The organism is Dysgonomonas termitidis, from assembly GCF_042654545.1.
GTDB classification, from domain to species: Bacteria; Bacteroidota; Bacteroidia; order Bacteroidales; family Dysgonomonadaceae; genus Dysgonomonas; species Dysgonomonas termitidis.
This window is the reverse complement of the sequence record NZ_JBHSGN010000062.1, coordinates 35,000-58,161: the sequence shown is the minus strand read 5'-3', so window position 1 is coordinate 58,161 and position 23,162 is coordinate 35,000. Positions and strand designations below refer to the sequence as shown.

The following is a 23,162-nucleotide window of genomic DNA, read 5'->3' as shown; positions in this document are numbered from 1 at the left end:
AATCATGAAAAAATATATATCAATAATTTCTGCGCTCATTGCTATTTTAATGGTAATGTCAGGTTGCCAGGATATGGATTTGCTTCCGAAAGAAAACCTAAGCGATCCTCAGTTTTGGAAAACCCCGGCCGATTATAAGAAAGCGGCAAATCTCTTGTATGACAGGATGGAAAGTTTTAATACAAGCGATAGTGAAAGTGATATTGCTTACGGCGAAGGAGCAAATAGTGTAAGTAATGGGACATATATAGCAAATCCTTCGGATGGGAATTGGAATGACCGGTTTACTGATGTCCGTAATTGTAATAAAATTATAGAGAAAAGTGAAGTCTACGAAGGCGATCCTTCCGAAATAGAACGCTATGTCGCCGAAGCCCGTTTCTTCAGGGCTTATACCTACTGGCGTTTGATGAAGAGATTCGCTGACGTGCCTGTCATTACTAAAACATTAAATGTGGATTCCCCTGAATTATTTGCTCATAGGGATTCTCAGGCCAAAGTAGAAGATTTTATACTTTCGGAACTGGAAGCAATCTATACAAAATTGCCAAAACAGAGTGAGCTGGCAGCCGATGATAGGGGCCGTATCACTCAGGGTGCGGTATTAGCACTGAAAGCAAGAGTGGCATTGTTTGCCGGCACTTGGGCTAAATACCATAATCACCGGACCGACTATAAGGATGTACTGGAACAGGCTATCGTTGCTGCCGAAAAGGTAAGGACAAGTGGTGAATATTCCCTGTACGAAGGCTCAGGAGCCGAAAGCTACCGTTACCTGTTTATCGAAGAAGGGGACGATGCCCCCGAAGCGATTCTTTCCAACCGTTACTTTAAGGATATACGTATGCATTCGCAGGCGCACGGAGTATATTGGGGACAGAGAGGTACTCCGACAAAAAAGCTGGCTGAGATGTATCTGTGCAAAAGTACGGGCTTGCCTATAGATGATCCAAATTCCGGATTCGAAGGATATAGCAGAATGGCAGATGAATTTAAGAATCGCGACCCGCGTATGACTCAGACATTCCTGACACCTGGGACAACATTCCTGAGCCCGCAGGATGGCCAGTTGGTCAGTGCTCCGGGTTTTGAGACCCGTCCTAATACCAAGACAGGATATAAGCTTTGGAAGTTTATGGGAGAAGAAAGAACCGGGGTAAACGATTCATACTATGATTATCATATCATCCGTTACGCGGAAGTATTACTTATCCTGGCAGAAGCCACATTCGAAAAAGATGATAAAATCAGCAATGAAGTCCTGAATAATACAATTAATGTAGTCCGCTCGCGAAAGGGAGTAGAGATGCCTGCCCTTACAAACGAATTTGTACAGGCAAACGGGCTGAACATGCAGACCGAGATACGGAGGGAACGTACTATAGAACTTGCATTCGAAGGGTTCAGACGTGATGACCTCAGACGTTGGAAAACTGCAGAAGCTGAATTGGTCGGAGCTTTGAAAGGCTTCAGGTATAAAGATAGTGAGTATGCAGAATTGAAAGTGCTGGATGATGAAAGTGCAAAAAAACTGGATGAGAATGGTTTCTATATTGTAGAGCCTGAGACAAACCGTAAGTTTGTGGCACCTAAAAATTATTATTATTCTCTACCTTTGGATGAAACAAAGCTCAATCCGAATTTATTGCCCAATAATCCAGGCTGGTAAAATATATTAACGGTTATAAGATGATAAAGAAAAACTTATTAATTCTATTAACCTTCACTTTTGTTTGGTGTGGCTCTCTATCTTCCCTGAAAGGACAGGGTAGGGGGGAGCCTGCACCGGCAGGGCTGATGGGAAACCGGTTTCTCACCCTGAATACTATAATCCGTGTAAATCAGATTGAGGTAAGCAGGGACAGAAACGAAGGTATGGACGAACGTTCGGAGCATACTCCCGAACGCGTAATTGCATTTAGGGAAGCTGTATCATCAGAGTTTCCGGGTGCAAGAATAACATGGGCATTCAGTTGGCTGGCATTACATGACCAAACCGAAAATTATAAGAAGATTCGTGAACTGGTAGTCGGGTATCACCATAAGTATGGTGACGATATTACATTCATACCGGGTGCATACTTTGCCAATGCTTATAACACACGCGAACAGGTAAATAAAGATTTGCACGATGGACTGGCTAAGGTGAGCGAAATAGTCGGGAACGGATTCCGCCCCAAGAGTGTTGTTGCCGGCTTTCTGGCTGCCGAAAATCAGCAATATTTAGCTGAAAAAGAGGGAATCCATGTATGCCAGGGCAATATATGGAGCCAATTCTCTATCGATAATCAGGATGGCGACGGGGCAGTTTCTTATCCTTTCTATCCATCGAAGGAACATTTTTGTAAGCCCGCTCAAGGCAAAGATGACTTTATTGACTGTGTGAATCTGGACGGATGGACAATGGACTTCCTCTCGGCTCGTAGAGATGGTTTTGCCGATGGTTTCAACAGCCGTATGGGTGTAGGCCCTATCGAAACCTTAATGGCTTATGGGAAATTGACAGGACTGACACAGATGCTATATACTACCGCTATGCACTATGACAGGGGTTTTGAGCTCAACGGCTTTGCATGGGTAACTAATTGCTGGGAGTTGTCCCTTCCAATAGATATTTCAGGACTGAAAGACTGGTTGAATGAGATAAAACGAAACTGGCCAGATGTTAAGTTCATCACTCAGGGCGAATTCGGCTTATTATGGAGAGATCATTACAAAGATAATTCTTTCAATTACCGTTTCGAGCTGAAAGGCTCAGGTATCGGAGGCTCTGATTCTAATCTGAAAATCAGATGGTTTATGAACAAGGATTTCCGTCTGGCACTGATTAAAGATTGGCAGAAGAACAGACGGGAAAATGTAATTGATTTTACCAACTATAACCTCAAGGCAGAAGAACCTAAGGATATGACCAGAAAATGGAGCCTGATGGGAGAAATCAATCAAAAACAGAGCCGTTCGCAAGATAAACCGAAGGTAATTAATAAAATATCTCCGGATGGACTTGCGTTAATTAAGAAATATTACCCATATTTGTTGACTGACAAATAGTAATACCTGAAACATAGAATAATATCACCGGCTATTCGCTTCAGGAAAAACGGGTCGCCGGTGATTAAGATATAAACTATAAACTATCACTAAAAGATATATTTCATTTATTATGAGTTTTATGAAAACAAGATTTATACTATTACTCCTAACTGTAATATGCCTGGGATGTAATACTGATACAGGTAAGAAGGAGCAAAGTAAAGAACCGGGGTCTCCCAGGATAATTAATATTGTAAACTTTATCCGCCAGACTGATTATCGGGTACAAAATGCAGATAGTTTATTATTTGAAACAGTTCGTGAACAAATAAACTTACTGAATAGATATTCTTTTGCAGCTACTTTTTTACTTCAATACGATGCCCTGATAAATCCAAAATATCAGGAATTACTCAAGAAAGGACTGAAACCGGATTCTGAAATCGGTGCGTGGTGGGAGATTACCCAGCCCCATGTAGAGGCGGCAGGTATAAAGTGGCGTGGAGAACATTCATGGGTTTCTCATGCAAATATTGCCTTCACTACAGGATATACACCACAGGAGAGGGAAAAGCTGGTAGATGTGTATATGGAGAAATTCAGGGAAATATTCGGAAAATATCCGCAATCGGTAGGTTCATGGTATATCGATTCGCATACACTCGCATATATGTACGAAAAATACAAGATAATAGCATCCTGTAACTGTAAAGATCAGGTCGGAACAGATGGATATACGCTTTGGGGTGGATACTGGAATCAGGCCTATTACCCTAGCAAGCTGAATGCCTACATGCCTGCCCAGACTATCGAAGGGCAAATACCCGTGCCAATCTTCCGCATGTTGGGAAGCGACCCTATTTATCAATATGATACCGGACTGGGACGTGACAGGCAGGGGGTTATATCACTGGAGCCGGTGTACAGGGATTCGGGGATGGACAAGAAATGGGTTGAATACCTTTTGGAGTCGATCGTAAATCAGCCATGCCTCGCTTTTAATTATGCACAGGCCGGGCAGGAGAATTCCTTTACATGGAACGGCATGCAGAAAGGATTGGAAATGCAATTCCCTATATTCGATTCGCTAAAGAAATTAGATAAAATCAAGATACAGACATTGGGCGAATCGGGCAAATGGTTTAAAGAAAAATATTCACTTACACCGCCGACGGCAGTAACTGTACTTACAGATATTCGTAATGAAGGGAGAAAAACAGTCTGGTTCAATAGCCGCTATTATCGTACCAACCTGCTATGGGAAGGGAAATCGTTCCGCTTTAGAGATATTCATCTTTTCGATGAAAAAATGGAATCGGCATATCTGAATAAACCCGGAGAAGGGAATCAGTTTTTATATTTTACGCTTCCTGTTGTCGACGGATTTATGTGGAGTACAGCTGATGACCGTGCAGGCCTGCGTATTAATTGTATAGATAAGGAAGGAAACAAGACAGAGGTACTGTTGAACGAACCTGTAGTAACAGAAATAGCTAAAGATGTGCTGCAAGTGGAATGTAAAGATCAAAATAATAATATCTTCAAAATCATATTCTATGAGGATAGATTCGAAGTATCTAGCCAACCTTCGAGCAATGGACTGAATTGGTTTCTTGAGCTTAAAACTGTCGAAGGAAAAGAATTACCATTCCGCTCCATAGACAACAATCGTATCGATGCTGAATTTATGAACTACAAATACAGTATTACATGCAAAGAAGGGATAATAGACAAGGGAATTACTGCCAACTATATCTTTCGTTTGATACCTGTAAATAATAAACTAGTTGTTGATTGTACAAATAAACGATAAAATGAATACCATACAGTGCATTCGTTTTTTTAGAATGCACTGCGTTCTTAATTTCTTTCGAAAGATGTTGTAAAAAACAAATAAATATGAACAAAAATATTCTTTTGCCAAAGACTATAATCCTCTTTGTAATCTTTGCTTTTACCAACTTACTAAAAGCCTCAGAACCTTTCTTTGGCTCCAATAATGAAACTATCCCGCTCAAGGGGAATAGATTTGTAACCCTTTGTATAATGATACGTACTACCCCTTGGGAAGTATCGCGCGATGTTAAACTTCATCCACGTGACGAGGGAGACTGGCATACTCTGGATGGGGTTCGTTCATTGAGAGAGGCCTTTGCCAAGAACAATCCGGATGGACGATTGACCTGGGGTTTTACGATGAATGCATTGGAAGACCAGCGTGAAAATTACAAGCAGATCCGTCAGTATATTGTAGAATGTCAGAAAAAATATGGTGACGAGGTATCTTACTTTCCGGGTTATTTTCCGGCGATGTATCTGCCCCGTGAGCGGGTAAACCGTGAAATGTCTGAAGCAATTCAACTCATATCCGATATGGTTGGGAATGGATATCGTCCCCAGTCAGTTATCGGCGGATTTTTATCAGCCGACAACTTAAAATACCTTGCAGAAAAAGAAAAGATACATACAGCACATGCTGTCATCTGGAGTCAGCACAATATAGACGGAGGAGGGGCTGACGGCTCCCCGTCATACCCATTCTATCCGTCAACAGAACATTTTTGCAAGCCGGCGCAAGGCAAAAAAGATTTTATAGACTGCGTGAATCTCGATGGCTGGACAATGGATTTCCTATGTGCACGTCGTAGTGGGCAAAACGGACATGGTATTGAAGGATATAACAGCCGGCGCGGGGTAGGCCCGATAGAGACATATAAAGGTTGGGGACTCGACTTGGGACATCTGGAAGTTATGCATACACAATCCATTCATTTCGATAAAGGTGTGGAACTAAACGGATTTGGCTGGGTAACCAATATTTGGGAAGCACAAATGGTACATGAATTTGGAAAGGAGTTTATATGCAAAGCTATGGAAATGTGGGTGAGCGGGACAAAAGAACGCTGGCCCGATACTCATTTTATAAGTTTTGGGGAGTTTGGAAACATCTGGCGTGAACATAATAAGACGAATGACGACTGGAACTACAGATTTGAGGAAAGAGGATCGGGACTTGGCGATTCATATAATAATCTGGAGATAAAGTGGTTTATGAATAAAGAATTCCGGTTGGCTTTATTGCGCGATTGGCATAGAAAGACACCCTTCCGTGTTATCGATTTTACCCGCTACGATATCGAGGCAAAAGAACCATCCGACCCTACACCTCAAAAACCTGTCAAAGACTGGAGTTTAATAAATGTGATGAATCAAAAAGGATTACGGCCACAAGACGAACCAAGGCTTTTAGAAGAGCTGGACAAGAAAGATCAGGATCTGATAAGAAAGCATTACCCTGAATTATTTGATGGTAAAAAGGACTTATTGTAAATAGTTTCATAGTCTTATGAATAAAACTTTAAGAGCTCGTTTATTAAAAACATTTGTATAGGTATGAAAAGAGAATATTCAATCCGGAATAAGATAAATCCAAATGGATATTATCTATTAATGTTATTATTGATTTTTATATATCCCTCAATTTTAAATGCTTACAATGACAGTCTGAAAGGTGGGACGCGCCATGCTGATGCTGAGATAAAAAAACATATATATCATAATGCAGCCTCCAAAACAGTTAGAATCACAGATTCGGCTGATAATCTTGGTATTTTGATAGATTACTCGAAAGGGTGTAAGATTACCGGATTGAATGTCAAAGGGAAAAATACGTTATCATCATCAGGTGTCTATACCTGTTTCAGTACACGAGGAGGTAAATTTTCCTCATGTAACAGTACATCCGGCATAGAAGTAAAAAAAACGGACGGAGGGATAACCATGAGTAATATAGTTTATGGGGATAACTCTATCAATGTAAACGAGTCATGGGATTTTAAACTTGTTGATGATAAGATATTCTGGAAAATAGATCGTCGATACAGCAATCTTGCAAAATTGGAAGAAACTGCTTTTCCACAATGGAGTTTTGCCAGTCTTTCGGTATGGAAAGGTGGTATATTGGACAATGGCGGTATGGTTTGGTGTAAGTATCTGGCTACTGTGAATGATACTTATGGCGTACATACAGGAGGTGTGACATTTTGGAATCCCGATTCCGGTGATGCTTTGCGCATAGCAGCAAAATCGGATGAAAAGAAGTATATAGCAGCAAAATATTCTCAAAGTGAAAAGAACGAATTTACATTTACTCAGTCTGTAACAGATGTGGAACTTGAACCTCGTTACAATCTAAACCGGTTTGTAGAAAAGAAGGCAGATGTGTTTTCTGCTTTCGATGTACAAAAAGGTAATACTTCGATCAACCTCGAAATACAATATATAGATTACGAAAAGGAATATTCGAGAGGCAAGCTGCCTGCGATTGATGCCGAAGCAGTGCGTGAGTTATTGAATACAACAGGCAGATATGGAGTAGTGGATAATAATATTGTCGGAGCCAACGGTTGGACCACCAATTGGAAATGTTTACATGAACCGTTCTTCGCTCAAATTGGTATGGCTCTGAATGATGAGAATTATACACGCAATTTGTCATCAACCCTTGATCAGGAAAGAAATTATGCAATAACAGCCGATGGCCGCGTATTGTCTCGTTGGCACAATGCGGATGATGACCAGATGCCGGGGACATTTAATTATAAGACAGGCTATTATGAAGCCAGATGGGGATATACTGTTGATTCTCAAACAGGTTATATTATCAATACAGCCGAACAGTTTGATTTGTGTGGTGATATAGATTGGTTACGTTCGCATAAAGAAAGTTGTGAAAAGGCGTTAGGTTGGTTAATAAAGCGAGATTCGAACAATAACGGCATCTTTGAAATGGTAAACAGTTCCATTGCGGAGCAAAAGGCAAGCGATTGGCTCGATATAGTTTGGGCCAGTTTCGAAAATGGATTTGTAAATGCCCAAATGTATGAAGCACTCCGATTGTGGGCCAATTGTGAATTGATTTTGGGTGATAAAGAAAAATCAGATTATTATTTTTCCGTAGCATCACGACTAAAAGAGAACTTCAATAAGCCTGTAGACAATGGTGGATTCTGGTCGCCTCAAAAGAAACAATATGTTTATTGGCGAGACAAAGACGGAACAGTGCATGGAGACAATTTAGTAACCCCTGTTAATTTTGCTGTCATTGCATTTGGCCTTTGTGACGATAAAGAACGCATAGCTGTTATCCTCAATGAAATAGAAAAACGAACTGTGGCCGAGAAACTTTTTCACTGGCCTTTGTGCTTCGATTCTTATAAAAGGGAAGAAGTACATCTGAATAATTGGCCATTCCCTAAATATGAAAATGGAGATATTTTCCCTACCTGGGGATATCTGGGGATCAGGGCATATGTTGGTTACAATAAAGAAACAGCATTGAAATATATACGGAATATCCTTGAACAATACAATAAGGATGGACTTTCATCTCAGCGTTATAGCAGGGATACACAATTGGGGCAAGGCTCTGATATATTGGCCGGTATTTGTACTAGTATTACTGCGCTATATAGGGACATATACGGCATTCGTCCAAAATGGAACAGGATGGGAGTGGAGCCGAATATGCTTAAAACCCTTAATGGAACAGAGTTTTCCTACAAGCTCCGTGGTACAGATTATCATCTCGCTCTTAGTGTCGATGATTATACTATTAGTACAAGCGAATTTACACTTAGAAGCAAAAGTAAACTAGGAGTAAATAAGTCCGGAACTATATTGACTTATTACCCGGATAATAAAGAAGAGATGACTTTAGCTATAGATTCAAAGTCCGAACACCCTATCTATATTGATGTTATTAGTTGGAAAACAGGAACATATTCATGGAAAATAAACTCAAAAGATGATTATGGGTTTAGTTTGACGGGACTTATTCCGGAGGCGGTGTATAAATTGTTAATAAATGGTAGGGCTGAAACAGTGAAGGCTGATAAAGGCGGACGAATTTTGAGAGAGCATCATAATGATGGAAAAACGGCTACTTTTATTTTGAAAAAAATGTAATCGATTGATCCTTATGTTGATAAGAAAATAATGAAGAATAGCGAATGGCTGACAAACCTATTTTCTACCCTTTCTGCAATCTACATATATGATGCAACTTATAAGAGATACACAAGAAACTCCCCCATATCCATATACAAGGGAGTTTCTTAAAGTAGTGCTTATAATCTTTCGTAAATCAAAATGAAAATAAAGTGTTTTTTAGAAGTCCCCTTAAGTAAATTTGAAAATCGTTAACTTAAAAAAAAAATCATGAAAAGAATTATCATTACTTCTATTTTAGTGATTGCCTTTTTATCACTAACCATTATGAACTGTACACGACACGATGAAGTCTATGAAAACAATTTAGACAACGGTGGTATACCAATTAAAAAGTCTGAACAAAGCACTATCGTCAACTCAGATGAGAGTCAATCTGCAACGTATGCACGTTGTTGGGAACAATTCTATAAAGATAAAGACATGCAAAAATTAAAGGAATGTTTAGGAGAGATGGCTGGTGGTCCCTCTGGTCAACCTCGTCCTGACCTTAACCCAGACGCAGTTACCATACCACCACCTCTTTCTTATGCTAATCCAATGTATAATAAGACAAATCTTAATGACCATTTTTGGCTTGGAAAAGAGGTTTTATCTAAATTAAGAACGGTAAATTATTGCGATCGTGCAAGTATTATTGAATTTAGAAATGTTTTAAAACAACGATTCCCCGTTGTATTTGAAATAATAGAAGCTTATGGAGAAATAGGTGCTGTTATTCTATTAGATGAGGGTGTCGAATATAGTCCTTATGAAAAAAGGGGAATAATGGTACGAAAGAGCTTTGACGAAACTCATAACAGAAGTACAACAGAGGTTATCATTGATGGTAATAATAGTAGATTCGGATTTGATGAAAACTTTGATAACATGCTATCTTTTGCTCGACAAAGAGGATATAATACTGATTTATTCATAAATATGAACGGAGATATCTATTATACACTTAATTATTGGTTATTACATAATATAGCGTTAGGACATGATGCTTTTATATTTGCTTACCCACCAGCCCGCATTAAATGTACCCCTCCCTTACAAGAAACCGTAGATGATTTCAATTAAATGGTTATATAATTATTTCAGCCCGGTACAAATACCGGGCTACTTTTCAATACGGAAATATCTCCTGATACAGAGATAAACAAGGAGTTGTGTGTCCCAGATGTGGGAGCAAGGAACATTATTGGAAGAAAGGCAAAGAATGTTACGAATGCAAAAAATGTCGTACCCGTCAAAGTCTAAAGAGTCATACCGTTATGCATAGTTCAAATAGCCGAAAAAAGCAGCATTTATTGTTAAGGATATTATACTGAGAATTGGCATTCAGTGTGTAACGGTTTACACTGCTTTGCTTATGCCATCCCGGGTCTTCCATGAAACTCATGGAAACATATGAAGAGGATCTTTCCGTACCCGATGAAATGCTCAATGAATGATTCATCATTATGTTGTTGGAAAATAATTCATCAAACCAGTCTGTATTACGCATCTCAGCATCTGTGAGGAATCTGTTTCGCGCTTCCGGTGTGTTTTCCAATCCAAAAACACCACTTGTTCTGTCATAGCTGTCGATCAGCCTGTACATCTGGCCATAAACACCGCTCTTTGACCTGCGCAATACATCAGAAAAATTAAGCCATCCTTTAGCTTCCAATTCTTTGTAAATACCCATCTGGTCCTGCGAATTCATGATGTTGAAATTGCGGTAGCTGGGTTTCATTCTGGAAGTCAGTTCCGCAGTATAGTTGATACTGGATGTTCCTGCCCTTCCCCGTTTGGTGGTAATAACAATAACGCCCGACATGGCCCGTGCTCCATATATAGAAGTTGCCGAACCGTCTTTTAATATGTCGAAAGATTCAATATCATCCGCATTCAGTCCGGCAATAGCATTGCCCAATAATGTTACGGCATCGCCGGATGAAAGTTGATCGGCAGAAATGTCTGTTACATCTTCAATAATCACGCCGTCGACCACCCAGAGAGGCTTGGAATTACCATAGATGGAAGTAGCCCCGCGTATACGGATTTTCGGAGCTGTGCCGAAAGTCCCCGAGACATTTTGTACTGAAACGCCCGCCGAGCGTCCTTCCAGCGAGCGGCTAATATCAGAGACACCGCTCAGCATCATCTTTTCTGCATCCAAACGATCGGCTGCTCCACTAAACATACGTTTATCAGTACGGGTCATACTTTTATTTTTTTTGATAATTGTTATATTTAGCCATGACTAACGCCGTAAATTATAAGACCGTATTCCTTAAATTTTCTATTCGATATATCTTGTCCGTTTCCTGTGTATGTCCTGACAATGAATGCCTGTAAAAAACAATTGTTTCTTTGACTTATTTTTTTATCTGTATTTTATCATATTGGGCATCCGCAGATATTTCAGAATATTTCTTGGCATACGACATCTCTGTCAGTGCCCTCAGCACAGGACCTTCACCCATCGGGGCATTTTCCTGCGTTTTACGATTGTAATAGAACGTTAAGGACGGCATAATCCCTGTCCCTACACATATGGCTGTTACATCGCCCTTATCCGTCATCTTAGTCATCATCCCTTTCAACCCCAGTTCCGCGGCGTAGATATAATCCTTATTGATCCAGCCTTCGCGTACACCTCTGGCAATACCGAAAACAAACATAGCTGTTCCGGTTATCTCCTCATACGAATCTGTTCTGTCCAATACCTGATGCCACAATCCATTTTTACCCTGATATTGCAGGACACCTTTCACCTGACGGTTGAAGTTCTCAATAACGGCACTACGCTTAGGATGGCTCTCAGGCATCATAGTTAACAGATCCGCCTGGGCCATCAACATCCATCCGTTTGCCCTCGACCAATGCGCGACTCCATGCTCTTTTACATCTGTATGATAACAATGGTAATATATTTTTCTTCTGTCATCCCAAAGATATTTGTGGTAATTCAAGACCTGATTGGCCGCATCATCGAAATACCTGACATCGCCTGTTATCTTACCCATACGGCACAGGAACGATATTCCCATAAACAGGTCGTCTGCCCAGATCGTGTTTTCATGGGGCCATATACGCGCTATTGTTCCGTCTTCCAGACGAGGTTCTGCATACAGCAGATGTTCGGCTGTAGTATTCACATAATTCATAAATGCCGGGCTAGGCCTTCTCATCACCAATTCGATAAGGCTTGCGCCCATAGGCCCGTTATCATCCAAACGTTTATTACGGAATATCATATGCCAGCTCAAATTACGGATGGCACGCCATCCTCCGTTTTCGAATGCTTCATTATATTGTTTTTCGAAGAAACCCAGATTATCTTTATCGAAAACAAAGTCCATATTTTTGAAGGCATAATCCTGAAACTTCTTATCACCCGTCTTATCTGCGAGTTCTAAAAGAGCCATATTCAAAACACCATTGGTATAATGCCATTCGTTGTATTCACTGGTAACCCGAATATCCTGTGTCACAGGAATATTTTTAAGGCTGGCATAAGTTTGCCGGGTTCTGGTATTTACAAAAGTATAAGGTGTTTCCGAGATAATACGTTCCGCAATAACTGCTGCTAACTCCCCGGGTGGGAGGGTAGCTTGTGAAAAAGCAGGAACCAGGCAAAATACTCCCAATATAAAGCACAATATTCTTTTTACATTCATCTTATATTAATTTTATTGTTTATCAGTTGATATTTTAAATTTTCTCGTATTGTAACCTATCCTTATGACCGGCAGGTTTTTTACATATATTAACAGTATATGGTTAAAAAGTAACAAAAGTAACAGATATATCAGTTAACAACTCGTATCTTGTCTACTCGTAACCCGTAACTGCCCGAAGGGCGAAGTAACTCGTAACTATATCAAAAAAGTTACAAAAGTTACACTTTTTCCACTATTTTTTATCTGTTCTTTTTTCCTCTCTGTAAGTCCCCCTTGGGCGCTCGTTCATCCTTTCAAAGAGCTATCGGCTAATAACATAGATAAAGTTTTCTATTCTTCATTCACATTACGATCTTTTGATACTCTTCCATGTTTATCTCATTGCTCTTTACCATTCACTTTTACATTTTTCAAAGTGAGACCGGTTATAAAATCAGTATGAATGTCAAGCGCTTTTTCAGCCCGGATATCCAGATTTTCAAAAGTAAAGTCCGACAAACCGTAGCGGTCCGATTTCTGTACATCGAAGAACGAGGCGCACTCCAGAGTAATATTACGCATGGTTACATGATACGAATATGAAAAGGGAATTTCTTTTTCTCCCTTCAGGTCAAAAAACTGTATCCAGGGCCTTATGTATAAGAAGCTATCCGCGTTACCCGTGATATCTTCAACTGAAACGTATTCATATTTCTGAGGAGTATCGGGACGCATCTTCAACCACAGAAGGCGTTTGGCGCTATTTATATTACAGCGGCGTAGAACGATATTGCGATTGTGAATGGACTCGCTGCCGAGTGTTAAAACGGCATGGCAAAATCCGTAAGTACAATCTTCTATTATTATATTACGATTTGCCCCGTTATCCGGGTCTTTGTCTGCTTTGGGCCCTTTTCCACCTTTCAGGGCAACCGCATCGTCATTCACCGACAGATAACAATTCTTGATATGCACATTGGTGCATACATCTATATCTACGCCATCCGTACTTGGCGCTTTTACAGGCTCCTTCGGCGAATAAATATACAGGTTCAGCAACTTGACATTCTCGCATTTATAAAGGTGTGTAGTCCAGAACGGAGAATTAACCAGCCTGACATCCGATAACTGCACGTTTTTACTGTTCGAAATATAAACAAGGCGTGGACGCAGCTCTTCTGTATTTGTACATTTGGGATTGACCTCCCTGCGCAGCCAGAAAGACTTCCAATATCGCAATCCGTTACCATCGATAGTTCCCTTTCCCGTGATAGTAAATCCATCCACATGATCGGCATTGACCAGTGCCGCGAAATATTTTATGCTTTGCCCTTCTATTCTGGTCAGCAGGACAGGAAAATTGCTGATGTCGTCGCTTCCCTTCAATACTGCATCTTCTTCTAAATACAGATGTGTCCCGGGTTTGAAGAAAAGGGAACCGCTCAGGAATATTCCTTTCGGGATAAGGATTACCCCGCCACCTGCCTGAAAAGCTTTATCTATAACAGACTGAATTTCCCCTGTCTGTATTATGGTACTGTCATTTACTACTCCATAATCTGTAATCCGGTAAGTCATACCTAATGTTTTGATGTCTGCAACTTCATTCTGTCTGAACCATTCAGGAACAGGTGACCCGTCAGGAAATACATCTTTTGCTGAAAACTGCAAATTCACAACTGCACAAAAGAATAAGGCTAAGATTATCTTTCTCATACTATAATACGTTTTTTATCGCAACTAATTTATTTTTTATGCTTTTCAAAGCAATCAAAGAACCTGCAACTTAATCCGGCTTATTCAGTTTTACAATATCCGGTTGAGTATCTTTTCCGGTTTTTAATTTATCTGCTCCATAAGATGATGAGATGTTTATATTTTGCGACCTGCTTCCCGTGATTTCAAAAATTGTCTCTAAGCTCTCATCTGTATTAAAGCCTTCCACACTCACATTCTTCACATTTCTAAGTAACAATGCAGGTGCTTGCTCCGAATAAATATTTACGTTCTTCAACCTGATATTCTCGGACTCCATCAACTCCGCGCCTACCTGCGAATGAACAGTCACATTCTCTATATTGACATTTTCTATATGATGCTCGGGTAATCCGTAGAAATACATAGCCCGGCGTGCCTTACTGCAAATCACATCTTTTATATAAATATTCCTGAATGTAGGCGTGGTTTCATCCACAGGAGGGAAAACTTCCTCCCGGGGCTGGGTAATCCCTTCTTCGAGCGTTTCTACGGCAGATTTTCCTCCATAATAAAGATTGAACAGAAGCGGTTCTGTCGCAATATCGAACATGCTGATGTTTGAAATATAAATATTCTCCACAATTCCGCCCCGTCCTCTGCTGCTTTTAAAACGAAGCCCTACATCTGTACCCAGAAACTGGCAATTAGACACAGATACATTCCGCACTCCTCCCGACATTTCACTACCTACTACAAATCCACCGTGACCTTTGAAAACAGTACAATTGTCAACTATCACATTTTCGCAAGAACGGTTTCGTCTGCGTCCATCTTCATCTTTACCCGACTTGATGCAGATCCCGTCATCTCCCACATCGAATGTGGAGTTTACTATAATGGTATTTTTACACGATTCCAGATCCAGGCCGTCCCCATTCTGTGCATAGGAAGGGTTGCGCACCTGTACTCCGTCTATAATTATATTTTCGCACAGCAGCGGATGTATATTCCATGCAGGGGAATTCTGGAAGATAATACCTTGCAGATATACATTTCTGCAATTTTGCAGACTTATCATTACTGGCCGCAGGAAATCCTTTACCGAAGCCCATTCTTCTTCTGTTTTCAAATGGCGGGGAACATTCATGTCGCTGATAGTATCCCCGTGCAGATACTGTGCCGAAGGCATCCAGTAATCGTCCCGTTTAAATGCGCCGCCATTAGAAGTCGCTTTTTTCCAGAGACTTTCCGGAACTTTCTGCTTTTTCAACGGCCGCCAGTAATGGCCGTTCCCGTCGATAGCCCCACTTCCTGTTATTGCTACATTTTCCAGATCTTTTCCCGAAACCGGCGACTGGCATCTGCGGGTATCCAAACCTTCGAACGAAGTTTCTACAAGCGGATATAAATCCTTGTCGGGAGAGAACAACACGATAGCACGGTCTTCCAAATGGAGATTGATATTGCTTTTCAGAACAATAGGCCCTGTAAACCATACTCCCGAAGGGACAATCAGACGGCCTCCCCCTTTTTGGGAAAGTGCCTCAATCGCGTTCTTAAAGGCCTCAGTATTCAATCCGGTACCATCGCCTATTCCTCCGTAATCTCTGATAGATACTTCATTGTCCGGAAACACGGGAGGAGAAAATGCGACCATTTCGAACGGCAAGTCTTTGTAGAGATATGCGTATTTATTCTCCGTCCGGCTATCCGTACAAGACGTACCCCAACTTATAACAGCCAGCAGCACGGCTGGTAAATAATAGTATTTCATGGTTCTTTAAGATTTAGTTACTTTCCTAATTCAAGACATCCCATAATAAACGGACCTGTTGCTTTAGCGTCGTTATCGCGGATACGCTCACTTACATAATATCCGAAACTTCCGTCACGGTACGGATTCCCTCCCAACCCGGAGACGGCGCAGCATTTGGTCAGGGTCAATGTGCCATCCGCGTTCTTCACTATCAATGTATTCATCAGCCCGTCATAAGCCTTTTCCGCTATCTCCCTGTATTTATCATCGATATATCCTTTATTTACAGCTTTGGCATACGAATACATAAACATGGACGAAACCGATGCCTCAGGATAATTGCCGCTTTTATACCCTTTATCCAACACCTGATACCAAAGGCCTGTCTTGTCCTGATATTTGGGTAATGTTTCTGCCAGACCGTTTATCATTTTAATTAATTCTCCCCTTTGAGGATGATTTGCAGGAACAAAATCTAAAACATCGACCAATGCCATAAACCACCAGCCCATAGCACGCCCCCAGAAATTAGGAGATTGCCCGGTTTCTTTATTGGCCCAGCGTTGCTTTTTACTTTCGTCCCAGGCATGGTAATACAAGCCTGTTTTAACGTCATAGGTATGCCGGGCGCAAATAAGAAACTGGCTGATTACATCTTCTATTATATCGGGCTGATTGAAAGTCACTGCATATTGTGCCAGAAACGGCGATCCCATATACAGACCATCGAGCCATATCTGATGCTGGTAAATCAGTTTGTGCCAGAAAGCGCCTTCCAGTGTACGTGGATGCATCTTCATCTGGGCAGCCAGCCTGTCCATTGCCAGCTTGTATTTTTCATCTCCGGTTTGCTGGTAAACATCGAATAAAACCTTACCGGAATTTATATAGTCTATATTATAGGATTCCACTTTGTAGAGATGGATTTCACCTTTATCATTAATAACAGTATCTACCCAATTAACTACATAATCGAGATATTTGCGATCGTTGGTCTTTTTCCACACTTTCAGCATGGCTGTACAGCCTACCCCTTGCGAATATCCGAAATACAATCTTTTCCCATGGTCTAACTGCCATGCCTGCGGAAAACGCTTCATCTCGGAATCAGCAAAAAGGATTCCTGTTTTCTGGGCTTGCGCCAACTGTAAAATAAACAACGAAATAAAAATTAATACCAATTTTCTCATAAACTTGTCTTATTATCGTAAAAGGGTAATCCCCATCAAACCTATAATCACTTCGTTGGCTATACATTTCAGTTCGAGTGACTGAAGTTCTTTCCTTTTATCCAACGGTAAATCCAGAATTATTCCTGCTCCGCCATCAATACTTCTTCCGTAAACTTCACCGGAGTCTATTTTCATATCCTTTTCCATATTCCGGCTGATTATACCCGTCTTAAAGGCTACCCGGTACGGACGGGGTTGTTTCGATCCGAAAGCCTGACCGTCCATATAGAAGTCCTGCTCAATAGGAGCCCATGTTTCAGGCGGAACAAGCTGCAAAACAAATTGGCTTCCATCGGTATATTTAACTGTTGCCGTGCCATTCACCACATGACATTGCATATGATTGGTACTACCCGCCATCATCAGATAGGCGTGTGACGATTTACCCGAAAGGGGTATCCTTACTTCGGCAGGGTAATTATCCCAAAGTGTTGTAAATGCTATATTGTTCGCGTTTGTATCTCCTGTTGTCCGGAAAGAAATATCAAAAGGCGTTGCGACTTCGTTGTTTACAACGGATTTTCTCAGGCCTGCATCATCAATAGCGGCGGTGAGTAAAGGATGGCACCATTCTCCCATACCCTGCGTCGGAACCTGCAATGTTGTATAAGGAGAACGGGGTGTCAGATATTCATTCCTGAATATCTGCGAAACCGGAGCATTCAGGTATTTATCTATCTCTATGGTTTCATATACAGGCTGGCTGTTCCTGATATTCCAGTTTATAAGATTCGTATCGTAAATAACTTCCCCTTCTTTTTCTATCTGCAAGGAGTTTGTTCCGGTCTTCACTTTATCATCGGGTATAGTTATCAGTGCCGATATTTCTCCTTTTCCTAAGGTTAAAGACCGGGTATAATTTTCAGAATCCTTATTCACAAATAATTTTATATTGGCCGGGGTTTGTTGATTGTTCTTCAACCTGAATTGCAACTTGTCCGTTTCCGCGTCAAATTCTACGGAAAACGGCTCTCGCATTTCGATATGGATGGGCTGCCACCACAACATCCGGCCTTGTTTTACCTGTACAAACAATGTCCGGTGTCCTGTTCCTCCTTTCAATATTCCGGACAGGCTATTCTCTTTCTGCCTGACATTTAGCAAAACATGCTGGGGATCATAAACTTTCACTATCTCCCGTGAAGAATTTAAATTCCATTTTTCACCCTTTACTCCCATATACTGACTGACGGCATCACTCAATGTATTACCCGACCATTCGATAACAACCTCAAACACTTCGGCATCCGTACAGTCTATTCTTATTAATGGATTGCCGATATTTTCAACCAACGTCCATTCTTGTTTTTTACCGTTTACGGTTAATGATGTTATATTTTCCCGGTTAGCCCTGATTAACAGTTCAATATGCAATTGCTTACCAAACCGGTTTTTTATCAGATAGGTGTCTGTCAGTTTGTTTCGTTTATAATCAAAAACGACATCCGGAGTAGAAAGGGAAGCATAATCCCATCGTGTGGGAAATCCGGGACGGATAACCAACCGGTTATTCATTGCATCGGGTAATATCCCGAAAAGTCCCTGAATAAGCACTCTCGAATATACTCCGATGGGATCGCCGAAATCACGGTAACATTCTCCCCGCGCAGCGTCGTAAAAACTGACCTGCCCTATATTACCCGGACTGCTACCCAGATACATTCCATCCAAAACGGAACTTTTAAACAGCTTGTATGCTTCGTCTGCTCTGCCCGCCTGCCAATAAGCCAGACTGGTATGTGCAACTTCGGCAAAGGCCACATTATTTACAGACCATGAATAAGGAAGCCAATTCGTAGTAGAAACCGTCTGATAACCTTCATCCTCTAAACCGCTTGCCAATACAGGTATATGAGGTATTTCCGTATCTATATAACGTGTTGCCTGATAGGCCTGAAAAGGCGTGTGAATATCAGAATCGATAGCATGATATACCGTCCATACAGCTGCATCCGGGTGTATCATCCGGTTGCCCATAAGGTCTTTGTATTCAGCCCACCACCCTTTGTCCGGCAGCCATAATTGATTATCGATGGCGTTCAGTATTCTTCCGGCTTCAGTTTTATAAGGTTCGGGATTTTCTCCCAGCTTTTCAGCTATTCCGGCAGCCATTTTATTGGCACGGTAATTATATGCGGAAGAATGCGTTACACCTCCGCTGTTGTATTGTAGCGCATCACTCGCCCATATTCCCGCATAAGCATCGTATAAACCGTCGCCGTCAGGATCGAAATTCCGTTTTTCCCATGCTAAGTGCCGCTTCAATACAGGCCACATTTTACGGACATAATCCATATCGCCGGTCCAGTTGAAATGCCAGAGCAGTTCGTCTATGTACACCAGATTCATATCATAATGGTGCATCTGGCTTGTATTATCAGGGTTGCGGCAGATATAGCCATTACTATACATCTGCGTCCCCCATGTTTTTTCGGCTCTGGCGAGATTTAATTTCCGGTCTTGCGCAGGGTGGGGGATAACCGGCCCGATATTGGTAATCTGCGAATTTGCATATCCGTCGAAATGCTTACGGCTACGTTCGTGCCAGCCTATGACATCCCCGGCATACGCTGCCCGCCAACCATTCAGCGGCATGCGCCAGCCGACTGCGCCATGTTGCCATGTATTGGAGGCATCATCCCAAATACCATCGGCGGCAATGCTCAATACGCCTCCCAGTGTATTGAAATAAGGGTCCGGAGTATTGATTTTTACCGTTTCCGCTATTTCTTTACGTTTGGTTTCAGCCTTATCGAACTCATTTTTCAGCCGGGTATAATTCAAACTGTTATTGTCTTCTTTTTTTATAGAAAAGTAATATACTTCCGATTTATCCAAAATAGTTTTAGAGACGAGTACCGGCTTATTGCCGGGCACAGAAGAATCCCACAATCCAAGGGGAGTCATTACAGCATAAGGCGAAGCCTCTTTCAGTAATGATTTTTCAGGAAAAACTCCTTTTATTTTAAGTGGCCCACCTTTTGTCCCTTGTCCGTATTCCAATGAAAAAGAATTCTGATTTATCGTATAACGGTTATTCTCACAAGCATCAGGCTTCAGAGCGAAGGCATCCGGATCATCAACACCTAAATCCCCGTTCCGGGAGAAACGTTTGTTGCTTGCCCCGCCATACATGCATATCAACTCCACGTCCGCAGGTAAATTTACAGTTTCCAATTTCAGGATCATCCCTTCTGTTCCGGCCATAGCCAAAGCTGTAATAATAATTTCCCCATGAGCTATAAACGGGTCTTTTATTTCATAAATACGGCTTCCCGCCCTGTAAACAGATTTGATATATTCCGCATCGTTCAACCAGATACTTTTTCCGTTTTTAATAAGTCCTAATTGCATATTACCTCCCATATCCGGCATAAAGAATCCGAATTCGGGCAGGTCCCCTGTTTCTAAGCGAAAGGCTGTATTGGTACCATATAAGGCACGGTTAAACTTCTTATTTCCATTCACAATAACGAAATCCCCGTCTTCGGGCATATAGCGTAACTGCCGTTCCTTTCCATGCCAATAGCCTTTCGGCTGAGCGGAAACATGCAAACAGGAAATTGCAAACAGAAAGTATATCAACGCAAAATATCTCATGTTGTAAGTAAACGGGCAGAGAGAAACTCTGCCCCTGCATTTTTAATTATTCATTTTTCACTTTTCATTCATTTAAGGCATCGGTTTCAGGTCTTCCCAGACGACATTCCATGTACCATCTTTAGGGAATCCCGGGTTTTCAGTTCCATTTCCGTCCCAGCCTGCGCACATCATTGCCACCGCGGTAAGTAAGCCCCCATTCCCCGGAAGATATACCCGCAGACGGGAATCCTGATAATTATGACCGTTAAGAAGATATGTATTGGTACGCTTTTCCATCAGAAGGGCGCCAATCGCTTTTTCCGGATCGCCAAGACGGGCCGCACTCATGGCAGTCATCGGATAATCCCATCCCCATGTTTTACCCCAGTTCCAGTTGTCCCATATCCAGTTCAATGTGTTCTTCATATAATCGGGGCGTACCAGCTTACATTGAGGCAATATACCCAATGCACCCAATACAGCCGGATGGTCGGACGTAAAACGGATATCTTTGTAAGTATCCACAGCGTCTTCGGAAGCTAAATATAAACCATCTGAAGCCGTCAACGGTGAAAGCTTATCAATCAGTTCGTCCCATTGCGGTTTACGTTTTTCGCCTGCGCGTTCTCTCCACAGTTGCGCCACAGACATGGCGTAATGCCAATATGCGAGTTCGAAAGGCGGATTGATCGTTTCCGAAGCTCTCAACGTTTCCTGAGCCGGAATAATTCCTTTCAGTATATAACGTCCTTCCAATTCGTCGTAGGTGGCAAATGACGCCATAAATTCAGCAGTTTCATTAACAAGGAAACCATACTTTTTAACCACCTCTTCCGAAGGGTTATTCCTGTAAATAAGTTCCGCCATATAGATGAAGTGAGGCTGTTGCCAAATTAGGAAAGATCCTACTTTCGACGGCGCTTCCGTACCTGAAGGGTCTGTCATCTTCATCCAGCGCGCGCCTTTGAATCCCTGCCTTTCGGCTATCCGCTTAGCAACGGGATAAACCTGCGCATACCAGTCCATACTACGCTCCAGCAAATCGGTTCTGTTCCACAATGCGAAATGTACGGCATGCCACCAGTGCATTTCGAGATGGAATTTTCCAAACCAGCTGTTATAAGTCAAACCTGTCTCTTGCGGAGGATACATTCCTGCAGATTGTATTGCCATCAGATATTGTGACAGGATAACCCTGCGCTCCAGTTCCTTCGCCCGGGGGTCTGTACATTTCGAAAAATCGACGGCTCCCCCCTTTTCCCAGAATGCAGTCCAATACCGTGATGAAGCCCCGAATGTTTCATCTGTATTGTCATCCAGTTTCGCGGGAGCTTTATCTGTGAACTCACATACGAATGAGAATTTATCACTTTCAGGTGTCAGGAGTAAATAATGCGCTTCTTTCTCCGACAGAGCAGCTTTACCTTCATATTTTACCGAAATATAATATACGGTTGTATCTAATGTCCTTTTCAAGACGAAAGAATGGTCATCCCGGGAAATGATTTCCGTTTTATGTTTTTGCGGAACAGTCCAATCCGTAGCATCGTCTGAATGATTGCCGGTAGGGTAGGGAAAACGGAAGTTCACTTGCATTTTTCCTTTTCCGATCAAAGGTGAATTCAGGTTTATAGCTAGACGGTCCCGGTCAGGATGGACTGCCGTCTGTACAGATACCGAATCGGAATTTACTGTGTACCGGCTGGAGATAATTCCTTTCCACAGATCGAGTGTCTGGTTAATATTCTTAAATTCTTCGGGCTTAACCTTTTCGCCGTTATCATCGGTCACCTCTAACCCGACATAACCTAAATGCAGACGGTGAGGATTGACACGGAAATAATTCGCAGCATCCTGTTGACGGCCTTTTTCATTAAACTGAACGGCATAAGGCTCGTCCCATCCTCTAAAGTTGTAATTTCTGAGGGTCTCTTCGGGTTTGAAATTTTCCGTATCCGGATAACTGTGCCACCCCCACTGGGATTGTGTGCCCAAAGGTACTCCGGCAGAATACAACCCGGGAAATGTCTGCAATCCGGTAGCATCTGCCGTAAAGGCAAAATTACCGTTGCCGACGGACAGTGAAGATAATTCTTCGAACTCCGTCACCTTCGGATTATTTCTCTCTACCAGGGCGTAACGGTCTATCTTTTCAGGAGCATTATTCCCGCAGCCAGCCAGTAAGCCTGTCAAAAGCAGAACTGCCCATTTTTTCAT

At 41.8% G+C, this 23,162-nt stretch carries 11 protein-coding genes and 3 pseudogenes; 7 read left to right on the top strand and 7 right to left on the bottom strand.

The features are described 5' to 3' along the window. The first annotated feature begins 4 nt into the window (after nt 1–4). The 7 genes and pseudogenes from ACFO6W_RS08425 to ACFO6W_RS08395 form a co-directional block, all read left to right on the top strand. Nucleotides 5–1,669 carry a RagB/SusD family nutrient uptake outer membrane protein gene (locus ACFO6W_RS08425; RefSeq protein ID WP_379995258.1) on the top strand — a complete coding sequence of 555 codons (1,665 nt, stop codon included), beginning with the start codon at nt 5–7 and terminating at the stop codon, nt 1,667–1,669. 20 nt (nt 1,670–1,689) lie between these two features. Continuing rightward, a complete protein-coding gene (locus tag ACFO6W_RS08420) occupies nt 1,690–3,051 on the top strand; it encodes a DUF3863 domain-containing protein (protein WP_379995256.1) in 1,362 nt (453 codons plus the stop codon). 112 nt (nt 3,052–3,163) lie between these two features. Then, a complete protein-coding gene (locus tag ACFO6W_RS08415) occupies nt 3,164–4,846 on the top strand; it encodes a hypothetical protein (protein ID WP_379995254.1) in 1,683 nt (560 codons plus the stop codon). Nucleotides 4,847–4,932: 86 nt separating this feature from the next. Beyond that, nucleotides 4,933–6,363, top strand: a complete 1,431-nt coding sequence (locus tag ACFO6W_RS08410; protein WP_379995252.1) for a DUF3863 domain-containing protein — start codon at nt 4,933–4,935, stop codon at nt 6,361–6,363. Nucleotides 6,364–6,426: 63 nt separating this feature from the next. Then, complete coding sequence (locus tag ACFO6W_RS08405; protein ID WP_379995250.1) at nt 6,427–9,000, top strand: glucosidase family protein; 2,574 nt, start codon at nt 6,427–6,429, stop codon at nt 8,998–9,000. Between the two features lie 252 nt (nt 9,001–9,252). Further along, nucleotides 9,253–10,107 carry a hypothetical protein gene (locus tag ACFO6W_RS08400; RefSeq protein WP_379995248.1) on the top strand — a complete coding sequence of 285 codons (855 nt, stop codon included), beginning with the start codon at nt 9,253–9,255 and terminating at the stop codon, nt 10,105–10,107. A gap of 68 nt (nt 10,108–10,175) precedes the next feature. After that, nucleotides 10,176–10,313 (top strand): annotated as a pseudogene (locus tag ACFO6W_RS08395) (transposase); the annotation flags it as partial. A gap of 23 nt (nt 10,314–10,336) precedes the next feature. Here ACFO6W_RS08395 and ACFO6W_RS08390 read toward each other — a convergent pair. From ACFO6W_RS08390 to ACFO6W_RS08360, 7 genes and pseudogenes are all read right to left on the bottom strand, one after another. Further along, nucleotides 10,337–11,236: pseudogene (locus ACFO6W_RS08390) on the bottom strand (TonB-dependent receptor plug domain-containing protein); the annotation flags it as partial. A 154-nt stretch (nt 11,237–11,390) separates the two neighbouring features. After that, nucleotides 11,391–12,695: a glycoside hydrolase family 88/105 protein gene (locus ACFO6W_RS08385; RefSeq protein ID WP_379995246.1), complete on the bottom strand. Its 1,305-nt coding sequence runs from the start codon at nt 12,693–12,695 to the stop codon at nt 11,391–11,393. A 381-nt stretch (nt 12,696–13,076) separates the two neighbouring features. Further along, nucleotides 13,077–14,393, bottom strand: coding sequence for a rhamnogalacturonidase (locus tag ACFO6W_RS08380; protein WP_379995244.1), 1,317 nt, complete (start codon nt 14,391–14,393; stop codon nt 13,077–13,079). Nucleotides 14,394–14,463: 70 nt separating this feature from the next. Beyond that, nucleotides 14,464–16,149 carry a glycoside hydrolase family 28 protein gene (locus ACFO6W_RS08375; protein WP_379995242.1) on the bottom strand — a complete coding sequence of 562 codons (1,686 nt, stop codon included), beginning with the start codon at nt 16,147–16,149 and terminating at the stop codon, nt 14,464–14,466. Nucleotides 16,150–16,166: 17 nt separating this feature from the next. Beyond that, nucleotides 16,167–17,246: pseudogene (locus ACFO6W_RS08370) on the bottom strand (glycoside hydrolase family 88/105 protein); the annotation flags it as partial. Nucleotides 17,247–17,333: 87 nt separating this feature from the next. After that, nucleotides 17,334–20,963: a DUF4450 domain-containing protein gene (locus ACFO6W_RS08365; RefSeq protein ID WP_379995241.1), complete on the bottom strand. Its 3,630-nt coding sequence runs from the start codon at nt 20,961–20,963 to the stop codon at nt 17,334–17,336. 72 nt (nt 20,964–21,035) lie between these two features. Then, entirely contained in the window at nt 21,036–23,162 is a 2,127-nt protein-coding gene (locus ACFO6W_RS08360; RefSeq protein ID WP_379995306.1) for a hypothetical protein, read from the bottom strand.

Excerpts from the sequence above, each read along its gene's own strand:
- ACFO6W_RS08425 (WP_379995258.1), top strand. The coding sequence starts at position 5 with ATGAAAAAATATATATCAATAATTTCTGCGCTCATTGCTATTTTAATG.
- ACFO6W_RS08420 (WP_379995256.1), top strand. The coding sequence starts at position 1,690 with ATGATAAAGAAAAACTTATTAATTCTATTAACCTTCACTTTTGTTTGG.
- ACFO6W_RS08415 (WP_379995254.1), top strand. The coding sequence starts at position 3,164 with ATGAGTTTTATGAAAACAAGATTTATACTATTACTCCTAACTGTAATA.
- ACFO6W_RS08410 (WP_379995252.1), top strand. The coding sequence starts at position 4,933 with ATGAACAAAAATATTCTTTTGCCAAAGACTATAATCCTCTTTGTAATC.
- ACFO6W_RS08405 (WP_379995250.1), top strand. The coding sequence starts at position 6,427 with ATGAAAAGAGAATATTCAATCCGGAATAAGATAAATCCAAATGGATAT.
- ACFO6W_RS08400 (WP_379995248.1), top strand. The coding sequence starts at position 9,253 with ATGAAAAGAATTATCATTACTTCTATTTTAGTGATTGCCTTTTTATCA.
- ACFO6W_RS08385 (WP_379995246.1), bottom strand. The coding sequence starts at position 12,695 with ATGAATGTAAAAAGAATATTGTGCTTTATATTGGGAGTATTTTGCCTG.
- ACFO6W_RS08380 (WP_379995244.1), bottom strand. The coding sequence starts at position 14,393 with ATGAGAAAGATAATCTTAGCCTTATTCTTTTGTGCAGTTGTGAATTTG.
- ACFO6W_RS08375 (WP_379995242.1), bottom strand. The coding sequence starts at position 16,149 with ATGAAATACTATTATTTACCAGCCGTGCTGCTGGCTGTTATAAGTTGG.
- ACFO6W_RS08365 (WP_379995241.1), bottom strand. The coding sequence starts at position 20,963 with ATGAGATATTTTGCGTTGATATACTTTCTGTTTGCAATTTCCTGTTTG.
- ACFO6W_RS08360 (WP_379995306.1), bottom strand. The coding sequence starts at position 23,162 with ATGAAAAAATGGGCAGTTCTGCTTTTGACAGGCTTACTGGCTGGCTGC.